General features: G+C 54.9%; 23 protein-coding genes and 2 pseudogenes. 13 read left to right on the top strand and 12 right to left on the bottom strand.

What is annotated here, in order from left to right:
• Positions 1–105 precede the first annotated feature (105 nt).
• From AB4Z35_RS19770 to pabB, 3 genes are all read left to right on the top strand, one after another.
• Positions 106–1,452 carry a GntT/GntP/DsdX family permease gene (locus AB4Z35_RS19770; RefSeq protein ID WP_442098821.1) on the top strand — a complete coding sequence of 449 codons (1,347 nt, stop codon included), beginning with the start codon at positions 106–108 and terminating at the stop codon, positions 1,450–1,452.
• Positions 1,453–1,557: 105 nt separating this feature from the next.
• Positions 1,558–2,130: a 2-amino-4-hydroxy-6-hydroxymethyldihydropteridine diphosphokinase gene (folK, locus tag AB4Z35_RS19765; protein WP_442098819.1), complete on the top strand. Its 573-nt coding sequence runs from the start codon at positions 1,558–1,560 to the stop codon at positions 2,128–2,130.
• Between the two features lie 33 nt (positions 2,131–2,163).
• On the top strand, positions 2,164–3,522 hold the full coding sequence (pabB, locus tag AB4Z35_RS19760) for an aminodeoxychorismate synthase component I (RefSeq protein ID WP_442098817.1): 1,359 nt from the start codon (positions 2,164–2,166) through the stop codon (positions 3,520–3,522).
• 175 nt (positions 3,523–3,697) lie between these two features.
• Here the strand turns inward: pabB and AB4Z35_RS19755 are convergent, their stop codons facing one another.
• From AB4Z35_RS19755 to AB4Z35_RS19730, 6 genes are all read right to left on the bottom strand, one after another.
• On the bottom strand, positions 3,698–3,913 hold the full coding sequence (locus tag AB4Z35_RS19755; RefSeq protein ID WP_442098804.1) for a hypothetical protein: 216 nt from the start codon (positions 3,911–3,913) through the stop codon (positions 3,698–3,700).
• Positions 3,914–4,071: 158 nt separating this feature from the next.
• Complete coding sequence (locus tag AB4Z35_RS19750; RefSeq protein ID WP_008001703.1) at positions 4,072–4,845, bottom strand: ParA family protein; 774 nt, start codon at positions 4,843–4,845, stop codon at positions 4,072–4,074.
• Positions 4,846–5,200: 355 nt separating this feature from the next.
• Positions 5,201–5,584, bottom strand: coding sequence for a VOC family protein (locus tag AB4Z35_RS19745; protein WP_442098816.1), 384 nt, complete (start codon positions 5,582–5,584; stop codon positions 5,201–5,203).
• 93 nt (positions 5,585–5,677) lie between these two features.
• Entirely contained in the window at positions 5,678–6,796 is a 1,119-nt protein-coding gene (locus AB4Z35_RS19740; RefSeq protein ID WP_442098845.1) for an S-(hydroxymethyl)glutathione dehydrogenase/class III alcohol dehydrogenase, read from the bottom strand.
• Between the two features lie 131 nt (positions 6,797–6,927).
• Positions 6,928–7,896 carry an ABC transporter substrate-binding protein gene (locus AB4Z35_RS19735; RefSeq protein ID WP_442098843.1) on the bottom strand — a complete coding sequence of 323 codons (969 nt, stop codon included), beginning with the start codon at positions 7,894–7,896 and terminating at the stop codon, positions 6,928–6,930.
• 152 nt (positions 7,897–8,048) lie between these two features.
• Positions 8,049–8,888, bottom strand: coding sequence for a HalD/BesD family halogenase (locus tag AB4Z35_RS19730; protein ID WP_442098814.1), 840 nt, complete (start codon positions 8,886–8,888; stop codon positions 8,049–8,051).
• A gap of 109 nt (positions 8,889–8,997) precedes the next feature.
• Here AB4Z35_RS19730 and AB4Z35_RS19725 point away from each other — a divergent pair, with 109 nt between their 5' ends.
• Positions 8,998–9,912 (top strand): LysR family transcriptional regulator, encoded by a 915-nt coding sequence (locus AB4Z35_RS19725; protein WP_008001714.1) that lies wholly within the window; start codon positions 8,998–9,000, stop codon positions 9,910–9,912.
• A gap of 72 nt (positions 9,913–9,984) precedes the next feature.
• Entirely contained in the window at positions 9,985–10,713 is a 729-nt protein-coding gene (locus AB4Z35_RS19720; protein ID WP_442098813.1) for an MFS transporter, read from the top strand.
• Between the two features lie 138 nt (positions 10,714–10,851).
• On the opposite strand, the pseudogene AB4Z35_RS19715 reads toward AB4Z35_RS19720, so the two are convergent.
• Together AB4Z35_RS19715 and AB4Z35_RS19710 are read right to left on the bottom strand one after the other, a co-directional pair.
• Positions 10,852–11,024, bottom strand: a pseudogene (locus AB4Z35_RS19715) (DNA polymerase V subunit UmuC); the annotation flags it as partial.
• Positions 11,025–11,069: 45 nt separating this feature from the next.
• Positions 11,070–11,963 (bottom strand): LysR family transcriptional regulator, encoded by an 894-nt coding sequence (locus AB4Z35_RS19710; RefSeq protein WP_442098811.1) that lies wholly within the window; start codon positions 11,961–11,963, stop codon positions 11,070–11,072.
• 132 nt (positions 11,964–12,095) lie between these two features.
• Between AB4Z35_RS19710 and AB4Z35_RS19705 the strand changes: the two genes are divergently transcribed.
• From AB4Z35_RS19705 to AB4Z35_RS19695, 3 genes are all read left to right on the top strand, one after another.
• Positions 12,096–13,076 carry an aldo/keto reductase gene (locus AB4Z35_RS19705; protein WP_442098809.1) on the top strand — a complete coding sequence of 327 codons (981 nt, stop codon included), beginning with the start codon at positions 12,096–12,098 and terminating at the stop codon, positions 13,074–13,076.
• Between the two features lie 46 nt (positions 13,077–13,122).
• Positions 13,123–13,854 carry a carboxymuconolactone decarboxylase family protein gene (locus tag AB4Z35_RS19700; protein ID WP_442098807.1) on the top strand — a complete coding sequence of 244 codons (732 nt, stop codon included), beginning with the start codon at positions 13,123–13,125 and terminating at the stop codon, positions 13,852–13,854.
• A gap of 95 nt (positions 13,855–13,949) precedes the next feature.
• Entirely contained in the window at positions 13,950–14,261 is a 312-nt protein-coding gene (locus AB4Z35_RS19695; protein WP_442098805.1) for a putative quinol monooxygenase, read from the top strand.
• Between the two features lie 223 nt (positions 14,262–14,484).
• Here the strand turns inward: AB4Z35_RS19695 and AB4Z35_RS19690 are convergent, their stop codons facing one another.
• The 4 genes and pseudogenes from AB4Z35_RS19690 to AB4Z35_RS19675 all read right to left on the bottom strand — a co-directional run bounded on the left by AB4Z35_RS19690 (position 14,485) and on the right by AB4Z35_RS19675 (position 17,936).
• On the bottom strand, positions 14,485–14,700 hold the full coding sequence (locus AB4Z35_RS19690; RefSeq protein ID WP_442098804.1) for a hypothetical protein: 216 nt from the start codon (positions 14,698–14,700) through the stop codon (positions 14,485–14,487).
• Between the two features lie 150 nt (positions 14,701–14,850).
• A pseudogene (locus AB4Z35_RS19685) lies at positions 14,851–15,202 on the bottom strand (ParA family protein); the annotation flags it as partial.
• Between the two features lie 102 nt (positions 15,203–15,304).
• Positions 15,305–16,210 carry a carbohydrate kinase family protein gene (locus AB4Z35_RS19680; RefSeq protein ID WP_442098802.1) on the bottom strand — a complete coding sequence of 302 codons (906 nt, stop codon included), beginning with the start codon at positions 16,208–16,210 and terminating at the stop codon, positions 15,305–15,307.
• Between the two features lie 160 nt (positions 16,211–16,370).
• On the bottom strand, positions 16,371–17,936 hold the full coding sequence (locus tag AB4Z35_RS19675; protein ID WP_442098800.1) for a carbohydrate porin: 1,566 nt from the start codon (positions 17,934–17,936) through the stop codon (positions 16,371–16,373).
• Positions 17,937–18,103: 167 nt separating this feature from the next.
• On the opposite strand from AB4Z35_RS19675, the gene AB4Z35_RS19670 reads away from it, so the two are divergent.
• From AB4Z35_RS19670 to AB4Z35_RS19650, 5 genes are read left to right on the top strand one after another with little or no spacing between them, the layout of a single operon-like run.
• A complete protein-coding gene (locus tag AB4Z35_RS19670) occupies positions 18,104–19,378 on the top strand; it encodes an ABC transporter substrate-binding protein (RefSeq protein ID WP_442098841.1) in 1,275 nt (424 codons plus the stop codon).
• A gap of 21 nt (positions 19,379–19,399) precedes the next feature.
• Positions 19,400–20,362, top strand: coding sequence for a carbohydrate ABC transporter permease (locus AB4Z35_RS19665; protein ID WP_104448094.1), 963 nt, complete (start codon positions 19,400–19,402; stop codon positions 20,360–20,362).
• Positions 20,359–21,201 (top strand): carbohydrate ABC transporter permease, encoded by an 843-nt coding sequence (locus AB4Z35_RS19660; RefSeq protein WP_442098797.1) that lies wholly within the window; start codon positions 20,359–20,361, stop codon positions 21,199–21,201. The genes AB4Z35_RS19665 and AB4Z35_RS19660 overlap by 4 nt, the downstream gene beginning before the upstream one ends.
• Before the next feature lie 27 nt (positions 21,202–21,228).
• Entirely contained in the window at positions 21,229–22,374 is a 1,146-nt protein-coding gene (locus AB4Z35_RS19655; protein WP_442098795.1) for an ABC transporter ATP-binding protein, read from the top strand.
• A complete protein-coding gene (locus AB4Z35_RS19650; RefSeq protein WP_442098794.1) occupies positions 22,371–23,873 on the top strand; it encodes a glycoside hydrolase family 32 protein in 1,503 nt (500 codons plus the stop codon). Before AB4Z35_RS19655 ends, AB4Z35_RS19650 begins: the two co-directional genes overlap by 4 nt.
• Positions 23,874–23,895: the final 22 nt, after the last annotated feature.

Below are 23,895 nucleotides of genomic sequence, written 5' to 3'. Positions count from 1 at the left end.
ACTCAACCTTAAATCAAAAAGCCATGAAAATAATTTAAAGCTTCGGCACTTTATTATCATCCCGTTCAACGCTGCGCTAATAAAAACAAGGTGCGAGGCATACCAATGCAAGAATCTACATGGTTGTTAGGGGTACTATTTACATCTATTGCGTTAATTATTTTTCTGATTATGAAAGTCAGGCTTCACGCATTCATAGCTCTCGTGGTCGCTTGTTTTGTGGTCGGTTTTGGTACAGGAATGCCTGTTCCAAAAATTATAAGTACACTTGAATCAGGCATCGGCGGTACGCTGGGCTTCCTGATAGCAATCATAGGACTCGGAGGCATACTCGGTAAAATTCTAGAGGAGTCTGGTGGAGCTGAGCGCCTAGCTAAAACGTTACTTGATAACCTAGGTTCCAAACGAGCCCATTGGGTAATGGCTATTGTTGGGGCTATCGCAGGAATCCCAGTTTTTTTCGAAGTCGGCTTTGTTCTCCTAATTCCACTTGTCTATGTCGTAGCGCGGGAAACAAAGATAAATACCTTGTTTTTAGGAATCCCTCTTGCCATTTCCTTGATGACCATCCACTGCATTCTTCCTCCGCACCCAGCCGCGATGGCTATTACTGTGATGATGGGGGCTGATGTTGGGACTGTGATTATCTACGGCCTTTTGGTTGGCATTCCGACAATCATTGTTGCAGGGCCTATTTGGGTAAACCTTTACTGTGGGCGAGAAGCCTCAGCAAGTCAGCAAGTTTTCCTGAAAGTTCAAGGAGAAAGCGTGGGTGCGGCGCGAACACTGCCAGGTTTCGGGATTACACTACTGACCATTGGCTTACCGCTCATCCTCATGGTTTTTAAAACGGCTACCGCAAGCCTCCCTGATGGTATGTGGATAAAGTTAGCCGCACAGTTCGTTGGAAACCCTTTAATCGCGCTGATGATTTCTGTGGGATTTGCCTACTGGTCGCTTGGCTTACGTCAGCGTCGCACCATGATCGAGCTATTGGAACTGACTCAGCGTAGCTTTCCAGCCTTAGCCAACATTATCTTTGTTATCGGTGCGGGCGGTGCATTCAATGCTGTTCTGGTCGAAAGTGGGGTAGGTAAAGCTATCTCAGGGCTTCTCGCAGGATCAGATATTAATTTGATTGTCCTTGCCTGGTTTGTTGCGTGGCTGATGCACTTTGCAGTCGGCTCGGCGACCGTAGCAATGGTGAGCGCCGCTGGCATGATTCACCCAATGCTAGCTGCCGACCCTCACCTGAAGCCCGAGATTCTTGTTATTGCAATCGGTGCCGGCTCCATCGGCTGGGCACATGTCACCGACTCTGCTTTCTGGGTCGTGAAGGAATACTTAAATGTATCCCTCTCAGATGCATTGAAGAAGTTCACAGGCGGGACGGTAGTAGCCTCCATCGTCGCTCTCCTGGCGACTCTACTACTAAATTACACCATTAGTTGAAGTCATATTGAAGGTCATGCCATTGAAGGCGTCAATACTATTGCCTATTTGATGCCACAAGGAATTACGTCATCAAATAGGTTTCAGATCAGCGAGTCAGGCCTCATGAAAAATCACAAAATCTATCTCGGCCTGGGCAGCAATGTTGAGCGTGAAAGACACATTGGGATCGCTCTTACAATGCTGGAAGAGCATCTGGAAAATATCCGTTGCTCACCCGTTTATGAAAGCATCTCCCTAGACGGAGACCACCCGCCCTTTTACAACCTGGTCATGTCTGCGACCACTGATCTTAACATTCGCGAGCTCGTCGAATGGATCAAAGGAATCGAGCATCTCCATGGTCGAAGGAGCGGGATGCAGCGGTTGATAGCTCTCGATATTGATCTGCTCCTTTTTGACGGCCTGACTGGCGATATTGAAGGTGTCCGGCTACCTCGATCCGAAATTCTGACCCGCTCATTCGTGCTCTATCCTCTGCAACTACTTGCACCTAAGCTGCATCTACCTGGGTGCGAAGTCTCCTTGGCAGAGCTATGGCTAAAGCTCAAACCGGGCCCAGAACTGATGCCTGTTCGCTACCCGTTCGGCATTCCTCCCTTTCAGCTCGTCGGATCGACTCTTCCCGCTGGTCACAGTAAATCAATAGAGCTGCCTGCCAATCAGCTGGCCAGCTAACCTCTTCCTATGTCAATTTCAACGGAGTGCGGCATGGTTAGCTGCCACATACACGCCATACCCTACTTCGCCGACCCTACGATCTATTTTTCTCTCATCAGGCACGCTTCCGGGGCAATCCTTCTTGACTCAGGAAGACCGACATCGCGGCAAGGTCGTTATGACCTCATGAGCGCTTGGCCTACAAAGCATCTTCAGCCAACAGATGGCGAATCATTTACCTCGTTCGCCGACAGACTACGATCCACACTGAGGCAGTTAGGGCCGGCAGAGCTGTCGCCAAGTCTGCCTTTCGCTGGGGGCTTGATAGGCTATTTTTCCTACGACCTGGCGCGAAGAAATTTCAGGCTTGAGCATCCGCCTGCCGATAACCTCAAACTCCCTCATGCAGGAATAGGTTTGTACAACTGGTCGCTCACCTCCGATCACATCGAAAGGACAAGTCAACTCGTTTTCCACCCTACGGCCAGCCAAGAAGAACAAGATCGAATCATCAATGTATTTGAATCCGCAATACCTCAACGCCGCCAAAGCCAAGCCTTCGCACTTTCGAAGAACTTTACCAAAGACATAGATTATGACGATTACGAAAAGGCCCTGAGTAAAATACATGACTACATCCATGCAGGTGACTGCTACCAGGTGAATTTCACTCAACGCTTTCAAACTGAGTGTTCAGGGGATACCTGGACAGCCTATGAAACTCTTAGAAACTCCTGTGCAACACCATTTGGTGGCTTTGTAAGTCTGGGTGCTGCGAACTCCATCATGAGCTTTTCTCCAGAGAGGTTCATCAGATGTGAGCAGAGATCGCTAGAGACACGTCCGATCAAGGGCACGATCCCTTGGGGCCGTACAAAGTCGGAAGACACGTCGAATGCTCAAGCGCTTCTGAACAGTCCAAAAGACCGCGCAGAAAATCTTATGATCGTCGAACTGCTCAGAAACGATCTAGGCAAGAACTGCAGGTATGGCTCAGTAACAGTGCCTGAGCTGTTCACGATTGAAAGCTATCCAAATGTCCATCATTTGGTGAGCACCATTCGAGGTGAGATTGCAGAAGGCAAAGACGTTTTCGACGTGCTGATGGATGCCTTTCCAGGTGGTTCAATCACCGGCGCACCGAAGCTCCGATCAATGCAGATCATTGATGAGCTGGAGGCTTCTCAACGAGGGATTTATTGCGGGTCGCTCTTGTATATCGATACCAGGGGAGAAATGGACAGCTCCATCGCGATTCGGACACTGCTCGCCAAAGATGGGCTTCTAACGTGTTGGGGAGGGGGTGGAATTGTTGCGGATTCGGAGCCTGGCAGCGAGTACCAGGAGTCGCTTACAAAGGTGAGAAACCTGATGCACTGTCTTGAACAGCATTTCTTTGTGAGTGATTGAACCTGAACAACGGGCTCTGATCAGTGACCAGGCCTTCCGCCAGTTGAGCATCCCAAAACTACTCTTACTGCGAATGAAAAAGGGCCCTCGAAGGTCCCTTTTTGTACTCAAAGCAAAATCACTTGGACAGCCAAGACTCGACGATAGGCGACCGAGCTTAAGTGGTGGACGCGGGTCACGCGAGCTTGATAGCTCCGCCCTGGATATCGTCCCGYGCCATTCGCAAGTCATTGGCGTCTTGGTTGAGCCGATGAATCAAGTTCAGCAATCGTTGGCGCAACACCTCATCCTGGAGCTGCTCAGCAGCACGCATCACATCAAGCGCCGCTGCCTCATTATTGGAGGCAACGGCGTCCAGCAGTTTGCGCATGCTTCTTGATGGCCGATTCATCTCCAACCCTCCCAGGTTTCTGTGACGCGAATCATATGGCCGGAATGTTTCGTCAGTGTTTCAACTGCACGAACTGGCTTTGAGTTACCGGCTTCGGCTGATTTGACGCTAGCTTAAGGAGCGCCCTCTGAGGGTTCGATTACCCTTTCGTGATAAAGCTAAGCCGCCCGCTCCAGGGCGTCCAACAAGCCAACAAACTCCAGCGATAGCTTATGGCGAGGGGCCAAATGGATGATGGGAACCGACACTTCGTGAGATTCACGCATCTTGACGGAGCTGCTCAGATAGACCGGTAGCACTGGCAAGCCTTCGGCCAGCAACTCATTCACTAGAGACTGGTGTAGGCCGGTATGCCCGGTGAACTGGTTAACCACCACCCCTTCCACTTTCAGCGACTCATTGTGATCAAGACGTAGCTCTTCTACCTGTGCGATGACGCTGTACATCGCCTGACGTGAAAAGTTGTCGCAATCAAATGGAATCAGCAACCGATCTGCAGCCACCAGCGCGCTGAATGTGTAGAAGTTTAGCGACGGAGGCGTATCGATATAGATGCGCTCATAATCCTCGGACAATTCAACTAGTAGCTTACGCAGCTTGTTKATCTTGAATTTGCGCTCGAGTTTTGACTGGAGGTCTGACAGTTCAGGGCTGGCAGTGACCAGGTGAAAGTTGTCGTAATGAGTCTCGGTGATGGCCACTCGATTTCTTCTACCCTCGAAGCCGCTGGACAAGGTTTGTTTGAAGAAGTCGGCTATGCCTGCGGGAATATGCTCATTGATCAAACCCGTGAGGTAGTAAGTCGAATTTGCCTGGGGATCGAGATCAACCAGCAGCGTTCGATAGCCTTCGGCAGCACTCACGGCGGCAAGATTGCAGGCAATGCTGGATTTTCCAACGCCCCCTTTCTGATTGAATACGACACGACGCATAGGGGTTGCTCATCCATGAAAAGGCCAAAGGCCAGCTGAGGTAAAGTGTAAGGAGTCGTGTCAATTCTATGACCGTAACATTACAGTTTTACGACAGCGATTGACCGAAGCTGCGGACTAGAGCGTTTGACTGCCAACACAAGGTGGCAGCAATAGACTCACGCGGATGAGCAATCCCCAATCTGGCGCCTCAATATTGTGCTTCGACCCTCTGAACGCGCTACTACAAGCCGGGCCTTGCCCGAATGAGCGAATACACCAATCAGCGTCAGGTTCTACCGCTGAGTGAGGCACGTGAGCGTGAAGTCGCCGGATTGAAATGTGGTGCGAGGCCCGATTGAAGCCTCGCTGAAGCTTAGGCAGGTTTGAAACAGTACGCAGCTAGCTTGTTACCGTCGAGGTCTCGGGCGTAAGCGGCATAGGCGTTGGGTGCCCAGCCTCGGGGCCCCGGCGCACCTTCGTCGGTGCCGCCACTGGCCAATGCTGCGGCGTGGAACGCGTCAATGGCGGCTCGATCCGGTGCTTCAAAGCTGACGGTGACACCGTTGCCCACGCTGGCAGGAGCGCCGTTGGCCGGTTTCAGCACGAAGAAGGACGGGGCGTTCTGCCCCCAGATTGAGCCATTGTCGTCAAGATCGGCAATGCGCTTTTGGCCCAGCGTACCCAGTACATGGTCGTAAAAGTCGCGGGCTTTTTGCAGATCGTTGGTACCGACGGTGACGTGAGTGAAGATGGTCATCTTAATGTTCTCTTTGGTAGAAATGCTGTGGGTGGGTATTGCAGTTTCACCAGGGCGAGACTCACCCCGGCGGCCATCGCCAAGCCGGTTGAGTCAGCGATCGAAATGGATAACGGTGCGAATGCTCTTGCCTTCGTGCATCAGGTCGAAGGCCTTGTTGATGTCATCCAGACCCATGGTGTGAGTGATGAAGGTATCCAGCGGGATCTCACCCTGTTGAGACTTCTCGACATAGCTGGGCAGCTCGCTGCGACCTTTCACGCCACCAAAGGCCGAGCCGCGCCAGACGCGGCCGGTTACCAGCTGGAACGGCCGGGTGCTGATTTCCTGACCGGCGCCAGCGACGCCGATAATCACCGACTCACCCCAACCCTTATGGCAACACTCCAGGGCTGCCCGCATCAGGTTGACGTTGCCAATGCATTCAAACGAGTAGTCCACGCCTCCCTCGGTCAGCTCGACGATCACATCCTGGATCGGCTTGTCATAATTTTTGGGGTTGATGAAATCGGTGGCGCCCAATTGCCGGGCGATCTCGAACTTCGCAGGGTTGATATCGATTGCGATTATTCGACCGGCCTTGGCTATGGTGGCGCCGATAATGGCTGCCAGGCCGATGCCGCCAAGACCGAAGATCGCTACGCTGGCGCCCTCTTCCACCTTGGCTGTGTTGAGCACCGCGCCAATGCCGGTCGTGACACCACAACCGAGCAGGCAAACCTTATCCAAAGGAGCGTCCTTCGGAATTTTCGCTAGCGATATCTCCGGCAACACCGTGTATTCGGAAAACGTCGAGGTACCCATGTAGTGAAAAATGGGGCGGCCCTGGTAGGAAAAGCGGCTGGTACCATCTGGCATCAGGCCTTTACCTTGAGTCGTACGAATTTTCTGACACAGGTTGGTCTTGCCGGACGTGCAGAATCTGCACTCCCCGCATTCAGGGGTGTAAAGCGGGATCACATGATCGCCCACCATGACTGAGGTCACACCCTCCCCCACGGCCTCGACGATACCGCCGCCTTCGTGACCGAGAATGACAGGGAAGATACCTTCGGGATCGGCACCGGACAGGGTAAATGCATCGGTATGGCAGACACCGGTCGCGATGATCCGTACCAACACCTCGCCGGCTTGCGGTGCAGCCACATCGACTTCGACAATTTGCAGGGGCTGGTTAGCGGCAAAGGCCACGGCAGCACGTGATTTGATCATATTCGTAATTCCCGGGCGCAAAGAGGCACCGCCTCTTTGTAGAAACAAGAAAAATCAGCAGTGAGAGAGTGTTTACGCAGGTCGCGTCAGTGACGTGGCAATGGTCAGGGCTTCCTTGCCCCAAGAGCTGATCAGAGCGTTACGTCGATTTTTTTTGCGACGGATTCATCGACCCAGGCGTGCCAGACTTCCGGGTGTTCCTTGAGGAACATCCTGGCCAGCTTCGGCGATTCGATGCGCTCCTTGGTCATCCTCGCCAGGTTCTGATTCAACAGACCGATGGGAATGTTGACTTTTTCCAGTACGGCCACCAGTTCAGGGGCCTGTTCATGAAAAGTCTTGGAGAGTCCGACCATGGTGATGACGTCTTTGTTGGATCCGGTCTTTTCTTCCAGTCTTATCGCGTCAATCTGGCCCATCAGCGGAGTCGGTGACCAGTAGTAGAACAGCACCGGTTCACCGCGTTTGTAGCTGGACAGGACTGCCGCATCCAGGGCCGCACCGGTGCCTGGACGGAAATTCGTGAAGGTGTTTTCAAGACCATACTCTTTGAGCATCTCGGTATTGTCCTGCTCACAAATCCAACCAGCCGGACAGTTATAGAAACGGCCTTTGGACGGTTCCTCCGAATCTTTGAAAATACCCGGGTACTTGCTCAGGTCGGCAACAGTCTTGAGGTCAGGTGCCGGTGCTGGCCTGTTGCGTTTGGCATCTCCCTCCACGACATAACGCGGCACATACCAGCCTTGAGTCGCACCAATGATCGGTGCACCGACCCCGACGACCTTTCCGGCTGCCGCAGCCTTCTTCCAGACTTCGCTGCGCTCCATCCACTCTTCGCCAAATACCTGGATATCGTTGCTGGCCAGGGCGGTCTCAAGAATGATGGTGTTTCCCACCAACTGGTCGGTTGCACAACCGTAGCCCTCCTTGAGCACGATCATCATGATGTCGGTGAGAAGCATCCCGCTCTCCCAATTCAGACCAGCGAATTTCACCGGCTTGCCCGATTCACACCATCCTGAGGCCTGGCTTGAAGCACTACCGACAAGCAAGCCAAGGGTGAGCAACGAGGCCAGCAAACTCTTCCTGTTTTTCATGATCAGACGCTCCGAAATTATTATTGGGGGCAGCGAGCTGTTGCGTGCACACACGAGGCGAACGAGACCATCAGATCAAACGTGGACAGGTGCCTGTGCAAACACGTGAAGCGAAGGAGTGAATCAATTGCTTTTATTGTTATTGGGACAACTTAAACCAGTGGGTCAGTGGAGGTACGTCCGTAAAATAATTGACGGGCATAGGCGCTGAACTCGACATTGGGCTGATCCACGTAGGCAAATACAGCGTTGAGCCTCAGTCTGTCCCCCACCACCGGCGTCACACGATGCAATGAGTAGCGGCCGCGAAACAATGTCAGGGTTCCAGGCACTTGAGGCAGCACTTCTATCTGCTGTGTTTCGGGACTATCCAGAAACGCCCTGACCGCGTCATAACAGTCGTCTGCCTCGTTGCGCAGCATGCGCACATACTCGAAATCGCCACCTGAATCAGCCGCCTGGAGCGACAGCGTGACGCTGAAATCGGAGCGATCAAAGTGCCAACCCAGTTGTTGCCCCACGGTAAATCCCTGGAGGTTCAGGGCAGCCAGCGGATCAGCATGGCGGTAGAGCGCATCCAGCCCCAACACGTCTCTGATGAACGACAGCACCGCGTCCGATTCGTAGATCTGTCGAATCATATGCTCACCCGGAATATCGGCGTAAGCGACGGTATCTTTTTCGGTTTTCATCAGGCGCCGCAGGGGATGCCCGGCATCAACGCTTTCTTCCTGCGGCTTGAAGTAAACCGTATGGTTTTCGCGGAAATGGAACATCCGTGGATGCAGCGCAAGCGTTTGTTCCGCCATCGCGTCAACCGGTTCATCACGGACAAAACCCGGGAAGATCGCAACGCCTTCCTGTTCCAGCAGTGATTGGCTACGGGCAACCAACGCCAGGTAGTCCGGGTGGGTTCGATCAGTAATCGGATAGCGTTTGAGGTCGACGATATCGCCCAGGGTTGGCGCAGGTGTGAGAGAAAGCAGGGTCATGATTGTTGTTCTCCGGTGGCTCTTGCTGGATGCAGATTGCATCCACACAGAAAACAAGTCACGCTCATATTTTTCCGCGATTTTGTGAATTATTTTCAGGTCGATATTTATGAGACTCACCCTGGATCACCTTGTAATGCTGCAAACCTTGTCGGAAGTCGATTCCGTAACGGCCGTTGCCGAGCGTCTATGGCTCACGCCTTCAGCGGTCAGTCATCGCATGCGGGAGGCGGAGCGGCGGCTAGGCGTGAGTCTTACAGAACGATCTGGCGGAAAACTGAGACTTAGCCCCGCGGGTGTGCGTCTGCAACGAGCCGCCCAAGACATCATTGCGATACTTAACGAAGCAGAGTCCGAGGCGCGATCCATGGCTGGAGGGGTCACAGCGTTCGTGCGTATGGGCGTTACGTCCTATGGCCCGTTTCGCTGGATTCCAAAATTCATCAAGCATTACTCAAGTCTTCGCCCGGATATCGAAATTACCCTGGTGACCGTGCCTCGTAACGACGTGTACGCGAGCCTGATGCAAGGACGGCTTGATGTGTCCATTATCGATGACGGCATGGTGCCTAGCGGTGTCGCCAAGTTGCCGCTGTTCCGCGACGATTTAATCGCGATCATGGCCACTGACCATCCCCTTGCGGGAAGGGAAAACATCTACGCCGAGGACTTCAAGACTTACAACCTGGTGACCTACTCAACCGATCGCGCAAGCGGCTGGGAATATGACCGCTTCTTCGCGCCGGCAAGTATTTTGCCGCGCCGTATGATCACCGTGGAGTTGATCGAAGCCATCGTCGAGCTCGTGCGTTCTGGGTACGGAATCAGTATTTTGCAGCGGGACTTGGTAACTCCCAGCCTGGAGCGTGGCGAGCTTGCATGGGCCGCCCTGAATGAGGGCCTGGATATCGCCTGGAACGCTATTATTCGTCCCTCCGAAGCCGAGGGTAGCGAAGTCAATCAAATGGTGACGGAGCTCAGCAACTGGATTAAATATGCGGAAAAATCTGTTGTATCGGACTGACCGCCTCCCTCCGCAAGGTCAACCATTGAACAAAAATTTCAATATCGCCAACGAAGCCACGCCTACTAGCCAGTGCGTCGACTAAGCAACCACCACAATCACAATAATGGTGACCACAAGTCTTACCGTAGAGGCTGGATAGCCGTCTTCCTGTTTTCATTGGCCATGATCAACTACATGGATCGCATCGCTCTATCCATTGCGGCCAAACCTATCGCAGAGGAATTTCATCTGACGTCAGTGGGGATGGGCTACCTGTTCTCATCCTTCATTTGGAGCTATGCCCTGTTCCTGATTCCTGTCGGCCTGCTGATCGACAAATTTGGAGTCAAACGCGTGGGTGGGTTTGGTATTTTCATATGGTCGCTGGCAACAGCGCTCACTGGCGCAGCTTCAAGCTTTGCCAGCCTGCTGACAGCACGATTGGTAATGGGTGCAGGTGAATCAGTGAGCAATCCTGTTGGCGCCAAGGTCATTCGAGAATGGATACCCAGCACCGAACGCGGCATGATCACCGCTATTTTCAACAGTGGGTCGTATGCCGGCCCTGCCATTTGTTCCTTGGTGCTAGCAGCCCTTGTCGCGGCTTTCGGCTGGCGCATGTCTTTCGTCATTGCCGGTAGCATCGGTTTTGCTACCGGCTATGTGATCAGCGCCACCGGTAGCTACAATTGGGCATTTGGTATCGTCGGGGGACTCCTCGTAACGGGCGCACTAGTAATCCTGTCGATGACAAGAAAGCCAATGATTCCGAAGGAGCGTCTGCCTTCTTTAGTGGTAATAGCAGTCCAGGCGTCATAGATGTGAGCGTCTATTGCTGACCCTCCAACCTTGTTTTGAAAGGCTCCCTTTTGTACCCAAACCAAACTCGTTTGATCAGCCAGCACGCGATGCTAGCCGAACCATAGCCCGACAGCAGCGCTGAGATACCTTACTGCCAAGTAGACGCTTACCCCATCGCTCATTGATGGAATCCAGCACGCTCATGGGCTTTTCAGTAGTGACCGGTTGTGAAATGGAAAAAGGTCATCCGTGTACTCACCTTTTGGGCAAAGACTGAGCAGGTATACCTCTACTTTGCTGTACTTGAACCCTGGTCGGAACACTTGGTCATCAACGATGACTATCGTCAACCTATAAAGGCTCTGCCCATGCCCCTACCCCTTGTAGCGCAGAGCGTTGGCTACAAGTGCGAAGGCTGGCAAGGACTGCCTCCGGCTCGGGTAGTAAAGGTGATATCCCGGAAAAGTCGGCGACCAGTCCTCAAGAACACGGATCAAACGGCCATCCTCGACATAGGCCTGGACAAGATCCTCCGGCGCATAAGCCAGCCCGTATCCTTCCAGAGCGGCGGCCATTGTCTGGGGTGAGGTGTTAAAGATCATCTGCCCAGACACCTGAACATGCAGTGCCTTACCCGCCTTGGAAAACTCCCAGGCATACAGGCCACCATGAGTGGGCAAACGCAGGTTCGCGCAGTTATGGGTGGTCAGATCCTGGGGAACTTGTGGCTTTTCACGATGGGCAAAGTAACTCGGCGCGCCCACGACAGCCATGCGAAAGTCAGGGGAAATCCTGACTGCGATCATGTCTTTTGCCACCTGATCGCCTATCCGCACCCCCGCGTCATAACGTTCAGCGACGATATCGATCAACCCGTAGCCGATATTGATCTCCAGGGTGAGGTCGGGATATTCCGGCAGCAACCTGGAGAGTTTCGGCCAGAGAATGGTGGATGCGGGATGGTCGTGGGACGTTATCCGAATAGTCCCTGATGGCTTGTCGCGCAACTCTCCCAACGCGGCGACTTCGGCTTCTATTCCCTCGTAGTAAGGCACAAGGCTGGCGAGCAAACGCTCGCCGGCTTCGGTCGGCGACGCCCCGCGTGTGGTGCGTGTCAACAAGCGGATTCCGAGACGCTCTTCAAGACTACGGATGCTATGGCTGATAGCGGATTGGGACACACCCAGATGGGCCGCGGCCCTGGTGAAACTGCGCTCGCGCGCAACGGTGATGAACACCGCAAGGCTGTTGAAATCGCTCTGCGCCATGATGAATTTATCTCATACCGGTTATCGCAGTATGCCACTTCTTGAATGGATCAGATCTTTTTAAAGTAGCTGCATCCCCAATAACCAAACAGTTTGTGGGTTGGTTTCCAATACCCTCAAAGGAGATGGATGATGCAAAAGCGCAAAATCGGCAGCAACGGCCTCGAAGTTTCAGCCATTGGCCTGGGCTGCATGGGCCTGACATTCGGCTATGGCCCCGCCACTGACAAAGCGGACGCAATCAAACTCATCAGGGCGGCCTTTGAGCGTGGTGTCACCCTCTTCGATTCGGCAGAAGCCTATGGGCAAGTCAACGAAGAAATGGTGGGCGAAGCCGTTCAACCATTTCGCGAGCAGATCGTCATCGCGACAAAATTCGGATTTAAGGACGGCAATCCCGCCGCTGGGCTGGACAGTCGACCTGAGCGCATCCGTCAGGTGGCGGAAGAATCACTCAAGCGCCTGAAGACCGACTGCATTGACCTGTTTTACCAACATCGCGTCGATCCCAATGTCCCTATGGAAGATGTAGCCGGGGCCGTGCGCGACCTCATCACCGAGGGCAAGGTCAAATACTTTGGCATGTGTGAAGCTGGCGTAGACGCTATCCGTCGTGCCCATGCAGTGCAGCCGCTGTCGGCACTTCAAAGTGAGTATTCGATGTTCACCCGTGAGCCTGAACTGGAAATAATCCCAACTCTCGAAGCGCTCGGGATTGGATTCATTCCCTTCAGCCCGTTGGGCAAAGGGTTCCTGACCGGGAAAATAGATGCCAGTACGACGTTCTCCAGCGGTGATGTACGGAATAATCTGCCTCGATTTGCTGATGGTGCCCGCGAGGCCAACCACCATCTCGTCGCCCTGATCGGTGAAATCGCCCAGCGCAAGCAAGCAACCCCGGCCCAGATTGCACTGGCCTGGCTGCTGGCACAAAAGCCGTGGATTGCGCCCATCCCCGGCACCACCAAGCTGCATCGCCTGGAAGAAAACGTAGGCGGAGCATCCGTGCAATTGACCGCAGAAGACCTTCGTGAACTCAGTGAGGTTCTGGCCAAGATGCCCGTACAAGGTGAGCGCTACAACGCGCAGATGATGAAGACCATCAACCGCTAAGCGTTCTCCAGCGCCTGATGGCGATCCTTTTGGGGAGCGCCGCTAAGTGCTCGTTTTCCCACTTTCCACGCACGAGCGATCAATCACTATGAAGTCAGACGAAGCGAACTTCGCCGTACCGGCATTTGCACGCTACACCCAGGACGTGCTTCTGGAAGAGATATGGCAGCGTCCGCAATTGCTGCCCCGGGATCGCAGCATCGTGACCGTTGCCGCCTTGATTGCGCGGCATCAGCCAGCCGAAATGGCTCGCCAATTCGATTTGGCGTTGAACAATGGTGTTACGCCCACCGAACTGAGTGAAGTCATCACTCATTTGGCATTCTATTCAGGCTGGGGCAATGCCACATTGGCGGCATCCATCGCCAAAGACGTATTTGAGGCCCGCGATATCGCGCCAACCGCGTTGGCGGATGTACAGGACAACATGCTCCCAGTCGACGAAGGCTTTGAACAGATGCGCGTGGCAGCGGTAGAACAGATGATCGGGCCTGCATTCGACGCGCTCGCAGGCTATACAACTTCGGTACTGTTCCATGACCTGTGGCTGCGCCCGGCACTGACTCCCCGTGATCGCAGCCTGGTCACGGTCGCAGCCCTGGTTGCAGTGGGGCAAGCCGCTCAAATCCCTTTTCATGTGAACAAAGCCATGGAGAACGGCCTGACCCAAATTCAGGCCGCTGAAATCATTACGCATCTAGCCTTCTACGCCAGCTGGCCGAACGCAATGTCGGCGGCAGCCATCGCCAAAGGAGTATTCGAAAAACTCTCCGAGTAAATCGCTTGGCAAATCTGGCGCTGTACGTCGAATGACCGGTAGTGAATCGGTTATTTAGCGCCCGCAAAGGGTTCCTCTACATCCAGGGTAAGAACATGCAAAGMACCAAATCCGAAGAGCGGCACATCATCTGCGAGCTTCGCTGCGATGATTGCAACACCGAGCGGGTTAAAGCCTTGATTTTGCAATTTGTCGAGCCGGCAAGAGCGGAACCCGGTTGCCTGTATTACGATCTCTATCAGAGTTTCGAAGCACCCAATACGTTTTACATAATCGATGGCTGGACAAACCAGCAGGCGGTCGAAGAACACGCCGGCAACCAGCATGTCGCCAGCGTTATGGAAGAGCTACGTCCACTGCTCACTTTCGGCCCCGTTATTACGCTCAATGCACGGGTAAGCGACTGAAGTCAATCGACTGATAACTCCTTACAGGCGGAATCAACTGTCATGCGCTTCGGATTTCACCAAGAGTGGCCATCGGGTGAAGTCCGCTTGAGTCGATAGCTGCCTTTCCCCATTAGCAGCTATAGCCGAAGGGCCCTCGCAGGAGCCTTTTGTACTCAAACCAAACTCACTTGATCAGCCAGGACTCGACGATAGGCGACCGAGCTTAAGTGGTGGACGCGGGTCACGCGAGCTTGATGGCTCCGCCCTGGATATCGTCCCGCGCCATTCGCAAGTCATTGGCATCCTGGTTGAGCCGATGAATCAGGTTGAGCAATCGTTGGCGCAACACCTCATCTTGAAGCTGTTCAGCAGCACGCATCACATCAAGCGCCGCTGCCTCATTATTAGAGGCAACGGCGTCGAGCAGTTTGCGCATGCTTCTTGATGGCCGATTCATCCCCAACCCTCCCAGGTTTCGGTGACGCGAATCATATGGCCGGAATGTTTCGTCGGTGTTTCAGTTGCACGAACTGGTTTTGAATCACCGGCTCCAGCTGATTTGACGCCAGCTGGAGGGGCCCCTTTTAGCAGCCCATCCGCGATGAAGCTAAGCAGCCCGCTCCAGGGCGACCAGCAAGCCAACAAACTCCAGCGCCGGCCAAATGTATGATGGGAACTGATGCTTCGTGAGATTCACGCATCTTGACGGAGCTGCTTAAGTAAACCGGCAGCACAGGCAATCCTTCGGTCAACAGCTCATTCACAAGAGATTGGTGCAGGCCGGCATGCCCGGTGAACTGGTTGACCACCACCCCTACCACTTTCAGTGATTCATTGTGATCAAGACGTAGCTCTTCTACCTGTGCGATAACGCGGTACAGCGCCTGGCGAGAAAAGCTGTCGCAATCGAATGGAATCAGCAACCTATCTGCAGCCACCAACGCGCTGAATGTGTAGAAATACCGTTGGCTATCGGTAATTTTTACAGTCAGCAACGCTTATGGCCAGGGTCGGCGCCGCGTCTTTTTACTTAGACAACCCCTCGGCGCCGGCAACCATGGTCAAGTATGTTTTAGCAGCAGCAAACCTTCCACATCAGCTAGCGCTGGAGCATGGGCTCCGGCATGGCGGCAAGAGATGGATGCGCAAGCCGCTGAAAATCGTAGGCGCGCTCTCAAGTCTGCGATCCCCAGCAACTCCGCAGCCAACCAACCAGCCATACAAGCGTCTCCTGCACCAACCGTGTCTTCCACTTTCACGGCAATAGCTGGCTGCTCGAGTTGGATGTCCGGGGTGTGGAGAACCATCCCGTGTTCCCCTCGGGTAAAAAGGATCTGTGCCTGAGGATTAAGAGCGCGAAGTTCATCCATTGCCTGGTGCTCGGTCAGCCCTGGATAAATTTGCCGAAGATCTTCGTCGGAAAGCTTAATCATGTCAGCAAGAGCAGTCATCGTAGGGAAGGTCTGCTCCCGATAATGGCTATCCATTAAATTGCGCCAGTTAGGATCATAGCTAATCCGCTTACCGGCTTCTTTGGCCTGCTGAGCAATTTTAACCAGCCTGTCTGAGAGTGGCTGTCGAGCCAAACTGATGCAACTGAAATGACACAGCTCTGCTTGGTTGATCCATCCTTCTGGCATCAGATCCGGATCAAAAAACAGATCGGCATCTCCAGCAAAAAAGTACCTTGGAGGACGGCTCGATGGAACGATGGCGACCAAAGGATCTCGGTCTACCCGTTGGATAAACCTCATATCCAATGCTGCCGCTTCCGACTGCGAAACGATCTCGTCACCCAGTGAATCCATGCTCACCGACCCGGCAAAAGCGCTGCTGACACCCAAGCGACTTAGCGCTCGTGCAACGTTCCAGGGAGCACCACCCGGGTAGCCCATCCACTGTCCAGGAGTGCCTTGGACAAGATCGGTCAGGGCTTCGCCAAACACTACTGCGCGAGGCAATACCATCGTCATTTCCTCAATTTTTTGTCGTAGGGAACCGCTGGCTGATCAGATTCGACCGGTAATCACTTACTCAATGCGCTTTGATGAAAGGCAGGGTTTGTTGAAGTTAGTGAAGTTCTCATAGCCAACCTCAAAGCAGACGTTGGCCGCACGCGTTCAAATATTAAAACCAGGTTTCCATTTGTATACCGTATTGCCATACACCTCCGGCTTTGAAGTCCGTCATGCCAAAGGAGTCTGTGGTACTGAATCTGTCCAGATCCGAAGACCAGTTCATGAAGCTTGCGAACACTCGCAATTCGGGACGTGTAAGAAGATCTCCAACCTCAGGTTTGAATGTCGGGGCGACAGTGAATTTCCAAAAGTTACCGTCGACCGCATTACGTTGTAGATAGTCCTTCGGGTCGAGGTTCATGGTTTGCCAGCTTATTTCGTAGGCCATCTCGAAATTGCTGTTGATTTTATTGGCCAAGCGCACATTCAGGGTCAGCCAGCGGTAGTCGTCACCCTTGACGTATCTATCCTTGCTCTGTTCTGCCAGCAAGCTGGGGCCGATACGCCAGTCGGGCGCAAGGGGTGTCTCACCGTAAAGTGCCAGACGCAGAGCGCGGGCATCGTCTATGAGTTCGCCATCTGAGCCGATGTTCTTGACCTCTGCCCCCAGACCTTGCCCATAGAGCAGCGCCGTTTTGAAGAAGCCTTCCCTGCCGAAAAAGTTTTTCTGGTGATTGGCCAGCATGCTGTGCAAGCCGGAATCCGCAGGCGTCAAACCCGCTGCATTGGTGCGGGTAGCGAAATCGTTTTTCTTTGCGCCGATGGCATTGAACATCCACTGCCACTGACCATCCTCGAAGAACTGGTTGGAGGTCAGGATGTAGCTTTCCACATCGGCATTTATACCGCCTTGACTGAAATCCCCGTAGTTACGCCCGATCAAAGAGTAGTTCGAACGCCAATTCTTGTTCATCTGCATATCGTAGATTCCACCCCCGGTGCCGGCCAGATAGACAACGTCCGAGTCCAGCCAGTGGATATCGAAATTATCTCTATCGAATCGCTTGCCTGCCCACAGGGTGGCGTTCTCGAACACTGAATTGCCCTTGAACGCAGCGAGATGGTCAAGCGCTGTGAATACCTGGCGCACGTTCAGTTTGCTTTCGTCGGCCGTCCAGTCATTGGAGCTTTCCACACCGTCGGCGATGGAGACCGTGAATTTGGAACGGGTGCCGTTTTGCGCATAGATTTCTTTCGACAGGTCTATACGCATGTAGGTGTCGTCTTCGTTACCGAGTCGCCCGACTGCACCACCGACTGAACCGGCAGGAGTTGCATAAGGGCCGCCACGACCACCGCCCAGCTCATCGTTGATCAGCAATCCGGAGCGGGCGTAGCCGTTGAAGCTGAACCCATCAGTGAGCTGTCCGGTACTGGCCTCTTTCTCCAGGCTTTGCTGACGGGCCTCGAGTTTTGCCAGTCGGGTATCCAAAGCGGGCGCTGAAATTACTGCCGCAGTAGATGCGGCGGGCTGCAAGGAAGGAGTGGCAAGTTTGATCTGCTGCAATTCCCTGGCGAGTGCCTGGGTTTGCTGTTCGGCTGCGGCCGCACGCTTTTCCGCTGCACTGGCACGGGCTTCAAACGCGGCCATGCGTTCTTCCAGAGTCGCGGCCTGAGAGGTTACCGCCGAGGTGCCGAGCACGCCTGCGAGTAGCCAGCTTGATGCTTTCTGCATGTGAATTTCCTGTTTTATTTTTATTTTTCCGTTCCCGCGAGCGGCCTTTTTTCGTCAATTGTGAATTGTCAAAATTGACGAAAAAAAGGATGCCTCATCGCAAATACGCTGCTACATTTGGCGATGTTAACGTTAACTTTTCTAAAAACAAAAATAAAGAGGGCTTTATGAAACAGCTAAAATCTCTCCTTCCAGCCGCACTACTCACCCTCTGTGCCGGATTTCCATGCCTCTCGAGCGCAGCCGATTTAACGATCTCGTGTGGTGCGGTGGGTGCGGAGTTGCAGCTCTGCAAGGAGGCTGTCGAGGCGTGGTCGAAACAGACCGGCAACAACGTCGAGGTGGTTTCCACCCCTAACTCGGCGACCGAGAGGTTGTCGTTCTATCAACAGATCCTCAGTGCGCAATCCAGCGACATCGACATCATTCAAATCGATATGGTGTGGCCAGGGATGCTGGCCAAACACTTGATGGATCTGCGCGAGGTGCTTCCTGCCAACGCGACCCAAGGCTACTTCCAGGCACAGGTGGATAACGCCACGGTGAACGGACGGCTGGTGACGATGCCGTGGTTCACCGACTCGGGCCTGCTGTATTACCGCAAGGACTTGCTCGAGAAGTACGACAAGCAGGTTCCCCATACCTGGGAGGAAATGACCTCTACCGCAAAGGATGTTCAACAGGCTGAGCGCAACGCCGGGAACGCCAATGTGTGGGGTTACATCTTTCAGGGGCGCGCCTACGAGGGCCTGACGTGTAATGCGCTGGAGTGGATCAGCAGCCAACCGGAAGGCGGGCTGGTCAATCCACGAGGCGACATCGTGGTCAACAGTCAGGCCTCAATCGCGGCTTTGACCCTGGCGAAAAGCTGGGTAGGAGACATCTCCCCGCGTGGCGTACTCAATTACACCGAGGAAGAAGGACGTGGCGTATTCCAGTCGGGAAATGCGCTGTTCATGCGTAACTGGCCTTATGTCTGGGCCTTGGTACAAAGCCAGGACAGTGCCGTAAAAGACAAGGTCGGGGTCGCTCCCCTGCCCCGTGGCGGCAAGACCGGTACCCATGCCTCCACCCTCGGTGGGTGGGGCCTGGCGGTGTCGCGATACAGCGCCCATCCAAAACTTGCCGCAGAACTGGTGAGCTACCTGACCAGTGCCCAACAGCAAAAACATCGTGCTCTGGCTGCCGCCTATAACCCGGTGATCGAGTCGCTGTATCAGGATCCCGAACTGCTCGCGGCAATGCCTTATTACGCTCAGTTGCACAGCATTCTCAACGATGGGGTGATGCGCCCCGCCTCAATAACCGCCGATCGCTATCCACGAGTCTCCAATGCGTTCTTCGATCGAGTGCATGGCGTGCTGGCGGGCGAGCTGCCTGTCGATCAGGCGCTGGCCGAACTGGAAAGCGAACTCACGCGCATCAAACGCCGGAACTGGTAAGCCACAAGGAAGGAAATCACCATGTCTGTCTCTACTACCCATGATCCCTGTGACGAGTTCCTGCTCACCAGGGAAACGCCCGTACAACGTCGCCGGGTACGCGCCGCCTGGCTGTTTCTGACGCCGATGTTGCTGTGTCTGGCCCTGGTGGCGGCCTGGCCGCTGCTGCGCACATTCTGGTTCAGCCTGACCGACGCCAGCCTGTCGGATACCAGTGGCGGATCCTTCGTCGGCTTGAGCAATTATCTGTTCCACAACGGCTCCAGCTGGTCGGGCATCCTGGTCGATCCGCAATGGTGGAACGCGGTGCGCAACACCTTGCATTTCACCGTGGTGTCAGTGGGCCTGGAAGTCGTATTGGGGCTGCTGGTGGCGTTGCTGCTGAACATCAAGTTCACCGGCCGTTCCTTGGTGCGTGCGTTGATTCTGATTCCGTGGGCGATTCCAACCATTGTCTCGGCGAAGATCTGGTCATGGATGCTCAACGACCAGTTCGGCATCATCAATCACATGATGCTGAGTCTCGGCCTGATTGACGCCCCTCTGGCCTGGACGGCAGATGCGGATCTGTCGATGTGGGCGGTGATCATCGTCGACGTCTGGAAGACCGTCCCTTTTGTCACGCTGCTGATGCTGGCGGCCTTGCAAATGTTGCCGAGCGATTGCTACGAAGCGGCCAGGGTCGATGGCATTCATCCGCTGAAAGTGTTCTGGCGTGTCACGCTTCCCCTGCTGATGCCCGCACTATTGGTGGCGGCGATCTTCCGCATCCTCGACTCCCTGCGGGTTTTCGACGTCATCTATGTGCTGACCTCGAATTCTTCGAGCACCATGAGCATGTCGGTCTATGCCCGTCAGCACCTGGTGGAGTTCCAGGACGTTGGCTATGGCAGCGCAGCCTCGACTCTGCTGTTTCTGGTCGTTGCGGTCATCGCCATGCTTTATCTCTACCTCGGACGCCGTCAACTGGAGGTCCGCTCATGAGCCCGCGCCTGCTGAAAAAAACGCTGTTGCGCCTCGGGTTCTGGTGTCTGATCGGGGTGTTGCTGCTGTATGCGGTCTTCCCTTTCTACTACGCCATCGTGACGTCGCTGAAGCCATCCACCGCCTTGTTCGAGGTGAGCTACTGGATCGATAACCCCGACTTCTCCAATTACGCGGCGGTACTCCATCAAGCCTCATTCCTGCGGGCTATCGGTAATTCGCTGATGGTTGCGCTGTGTGTGGTAACGCTGGCGCTGCTCCTCAGTGTGACCGCCGCCTATGCCTTGGGCAGGGTGAAGTTCCGTGGGCGTGGCACGGTCTTGATGATGGTCCTTGGGGTGTCGATGTTTCCCCAGGTCGCGGTGCTGTCGGGGCTGTTCGAAGTGATCCGCGCCCTGGGTCTGTACAACACGTCCTTGGCGTTGATCTTGAGCTACACGATTTTCACCCTGCCCTTCACCGTCTGGGTGCTGACCACGTTCATGGGGCAACTGCCACATGAACTGGAAGAAGCGGCAATCATGGATGGCGCGTCCCCATGGGTCACGCTGACCCGCGTGCTGTTGCCGCTGCTCTGGCCCGCACTGGTCACCACCGGTTTGTTGGCCTTCATCGCCGCATGGAACGAGTTCCTGTTTGCCCTGACCTTCACCCTCACTGACACCCAACGCACGGTGCCGGTCGCCATCGCCTTGATTTCCGGCGGCAGCCCCCATGAGTTGCCTTGGGGGTTGTTGATGGCTGCATCGGTGCTGGTCACCGTCCCACTGGTGATTCTGGTGCTGATCTTCCAGCGCCGAATCGTTTCCGGCCTCACTGCCGGCGCGTTAAAGGGTTGATGCCCAACAAAGACAAGGAACAGCATCGTGATCAAATTGAAACTGGACAACGTGAACAAACAATTGGGCGGCGCGCGGATTCTTCGCGACGTCAGCCTGCAGATCGCTGCGGGTGAGTTCGTGGTGTTCGTTGGCCCTTCGGGCTGCGGCAAGTCGACTCTGCTGCGACTGATCGCCGGACTGGACTCGATCTGCGGCGGCGACCTGTTGATCGACGGGCGTCGGGTCAACGACCTGGAGCCGCGCGAGCGTGGCGTCGGCATGGTGTTTCAGTCTTATGCGCTGTACCCGCACATGAGCGTCTACGACAACATCAGCTTTGGTCTCAAACTGGCCAAGACTGAAAAGAGCAGCCTGCGCGAGCGGGTGCTGAAAACGGCGCAAATCCTTCAGTTGGACAAACTGCTGCAACGCAAGCCAAAAGAACTGTCTGGAGGGCAGCGCCAGCGTGTGGCAATGGGCAGAGCCATGGCGCGTGAGCCGGACATTTTGTTGTTCGATGAGCCGCTCTCCAATCTGGATGCATCCTTGCGGGTGCAGATGCGCAACGAAATCGCCCGGCTGCATGATCGACTGGGCTCGACCATGATCTACGTCACTCACGATCAAGTGGAAGCGATGACCCTGGCCGACAAAATTGTTGTGCTCAATGGCGGTCGCGTAGAGCAGGTCGGCTCACCGCGTGAACTCTATGAGCGCCCGGCGAGCCGCTTTGTCGCCGGTTTTCTCGGTTCGCCCAGAATGAACTTTCTGGCGGCACGCCTGCATGCCCCGGGTGAAACCAGCCTGGTTGATACTCCCGTTTTGGGTATGACCTCCCTGCCCTTCGACAGCTCGAACCTGGCGGCGGAGGCCCCGCTGAGCCTGGGAATTCGCCCGGAACACATGTCACTCAAGGCGGCGCAGGGAGCTGTCGGTATCATCGTGACCGGGGTCGAATACCTGGGGAGCGAAACGTATGTGCACCTCGAGACAGGTCAGGACGACCCACTGATCTGTCGCTGTGAGGTCAACGCCGGATGGCGGGTGGGCGATCGGGTCGAACTGCAGCTGGACATTGACAACCTGCACCTGTTCGACGCCGAGGGCACGGCCTTGAGGCGCCACCCAAAAGCCATTGAAACCCTTCCGGATGGCGTCTCTCTGCGTTCGGCACGAGCAAGCGCCCTATGACTGTGTATTTGAATCCTATGAACGACCCAATGTCTTCCGCCCTTGACCTTGCGCAGCATGCGCTGAGTGATGGTCTGACTCGCGTCATCCACGATTATCGACCCGGTTATCATATTGCCCCCCCGGCAGGCTGGATGAACGATCCTAACGGGGTAGTGTACTTTCGTGGCGAATATCACGTGTTCTATCAACATTACCCCTTCGAAGCGAAATGGGGCCCGATGTATTGGGGGCACGCCAAGAGTGCCGATCTGGTTCATTGGCAGCACCTACCCATTGCGCTAGCACCCGGCGATGACTTCGATCGTGACGGTTGTTTTTCCGGTAGCGCCGTGGTGTGCGGAGATACCTTGGCACTGATCTACACCGGACACACCTGGCTGGGGGAAGTGGGTGACGAACGCTCGATCCGCCAAGTCCAGTGCCTGGCCACCAGCACTGACGGCATTCGCTTCGTCAAGCATGGCGCCGTCATCGAGAACGCGCCGCAAGATACGATAATGCACTTTCGTGACCCCAAGGTATGGCAGGAGGATGACTATTGGTACCTGATTGCCGGCGCGCGTCTGGGTGATAAACCGCTACTGCCGCTATACCGTTCCACGGATCTGTACGCCTGGGAGTTCCTCGATTATGTGTCCAGCGGCAGCGAGGGCGATGGCTATATGTGGGAGTGCCCGGATCTGTTCCGACTCAACGGACGCGATGTGCTGCTGTACTCCCCCCAGGGCATGCAACCCGAGGGTTACGAACGGCTCAACAAGTACCAGACCGGTTATCGAGTGGGCCGACTCGACAGCGAATGGCACTTCACCGGCGGGCCTTTTATCGAGCTGGATAACGGCCACGATTTCTATGCCGCGCAAACGCTACTGGCCTCCGACGGTCGGCGCCTTGTGTGGGCGTGGCTCGACATGTGGGAAAGCCCGATGCCGAGCCAGGCCCATCACTGGTGCGGCATGCTCGGGTTGCCGCGCGAACTTGAACTGCATGCAGATCGTCTTTGCGTGTATCCGGCGCGGGAGCTCACCGCACTGCGCAAGGCGCCATTGCCGGGCACGTCCTGGTGGGATGGTTCGGGAGCCCGATGGGTGCGGGAAGTGAATGGCGACAGGCTCGAAATCCATGTGCATCTGGATTTGCTCGGCTGCACCGACGGCCGCCTGGGAATCGCGTTGCGCTGCAGCGATGATGGTCATGAAGAAACCCTGCTCTATTACGATGCATCACTGCAGCGTCTGGTGCTTGACCGCAGCCGCTCGGGTGCGCAAGTCACAGGTCAACGCAGCGTGTCGATAGACCCGACACAAGAGCGACTGGAACTGCGGGTGTTCCTCGATCGCTCGTCCATCGAGGTGTTCGACGAAAACGGGCGCTTCAGCCTCAGCAGTCGCCTCTACCCCCAGCCTGGCAGTCTGGGTGTGAAGCTCATTGCGAGCGGGAGTGGCGGGCGTGTCTCGATTCCCAAGGCATGGCCTCTCGACTCGGGATGGCTATGAGCGGCGTCATTCGAGTCGCGAG

This window comes from Pseudomonas sp. KB_15, from assembly GCF_052114525.1.
GTDB lineage: Bacteria > Pseudomonadota > Gammaproteobacteria > Pseudomonadales > Pseudomonadaceae > Aquipseudomonas.
Note: the sequence above shows the minus strand (reverse complement) of the source record. Positions and strands in the feature narration are given on the sequence as shown.

Excerpts from the sequence above, each read along its gene's own strand:
- AB4Z35_RS19770 (WP_442098821.1), top strand. The coding sequence starts at position 106 with ATGCAAGAATCTACATGGTTGTTAGGGGTACTATTTACATCTATTGCG.
- folK (WP_442098819.1), top strand. The coding sequence starts at position 1,558 with ATGAAAAATCACAAAATCTATCTCGGCCTGGGCAGCAATGTTGAGCGT.
- pabB (WP_442098817.1), top strand. The coding sequence starts at position 2,164 with ATGGTTAGCTGCCACATACACGCCATACCCTACTTCGCCGACCCTACG.
- AB4Z35_RS19745 (WP_442098816.1), bottom strand. The coding sequence starts at position 5,584 with ATGACCATCTTCACTCACGTCACCGTCGGTACCAACGATCTGCAAAAA.
- AB4Z35_RS19740 (WP_442098845.1), bottom strand. The coding sequence starts at position 6,796 with ATGATCAAATCACGTGCTGCCGTGGCCTTTGCCGCTAACCAGCCCCTG.
- AB4Z35_RS19735 (WP_442098843.1), bottom strand. The coding sequence starts at position 7,896 with ATGAAAAACAGGAAGAGTTTGCTGGCCTCGTTGCTCACCCTTGGCTTG.
- AB4Z35_RS19730 (WP_442098814.1), bottom strand. The coding sequence starts at position 8,888 with ATGACCCTGCTTTCTCTCACACCTGCGCCAACCCTGGGCGATATCGTC.
- AB4Z35_RS19725 (WP_008001714.1), top strand. The coding sequence starts at position 8,998 with ATGAGACTCACCCTGGATCACCTTGTAATGCTGCAAACCTTGTCGGAA.
- AB4Z35_RS19710 (WP_442098811.1), bottom strand. The coding sequence starts at position 11,963 with ATGGCGCAGAGCGATTTCAACAGCCTTGCGGTGTTCATCACCGTTGCG.
- AB4Z35_RS19705 (WP_442098809.1), top strand. The coding sequence starts at position 12,096 with ATGCAAAAGCGCAAAATCGGCAGCAACGGCCTCGAAGTTTCAGCCATT.
- AB4Z35_RS19690 (WP_442098804.1), bottom strand. The coding sequence starts at position 14,700 with ATGAATCGGCCATCAAGAAGCATGCGCAAACTGCTCGACGCCGTTGCC.
- AB4Z35_RS19680 (WP_442098802.1), bottom strand. The coding sequence starts at position 16,210 with ATGGTATTGCCTCGCGCAGTAGTGTTTGGCGAAGCCCTGACCGATCTT.
- AB4Z35_RS19675 (WP_442098800.1), bottom strand. The coding sequence starts at position 17,936 with ATGCAGAAAGCATCAAGCTGGCTACTCGCAGGCGTGCTCGGCACCTCG.
- AB4Z35_RS19670 (WP_442098841.1), top strand. The coding sequence starts at position 18,104 with ATGAAACAGCTAAAATCTCTCCTTCCAGCCGCACTACTCACCCTCTGT.
- AB4Z35_RS19665 (WP_104448094.1), top strand. The coding sequence starts at position 19,400 with ATGTCTGTCTCTACTACCCATGATCCCTGTGACGAGTTCCTGCTCACC.
- AB4Z35_RS19660 (WP_442098797.1), top strand. The coding sequence starts at position 20,359 with ATGAGCCCGCGCCTGCTGAAAAAAACGCTGTTGCGCCTCGGGTTCTGG.
- AB4Z35_RS19650 (WP_442098794.1), top strand. The coding sequence starts at position 22,371 with ATGACTGTGTATTTGAATCCTATGAACGACCCAATGTCTTCCGCCCTT.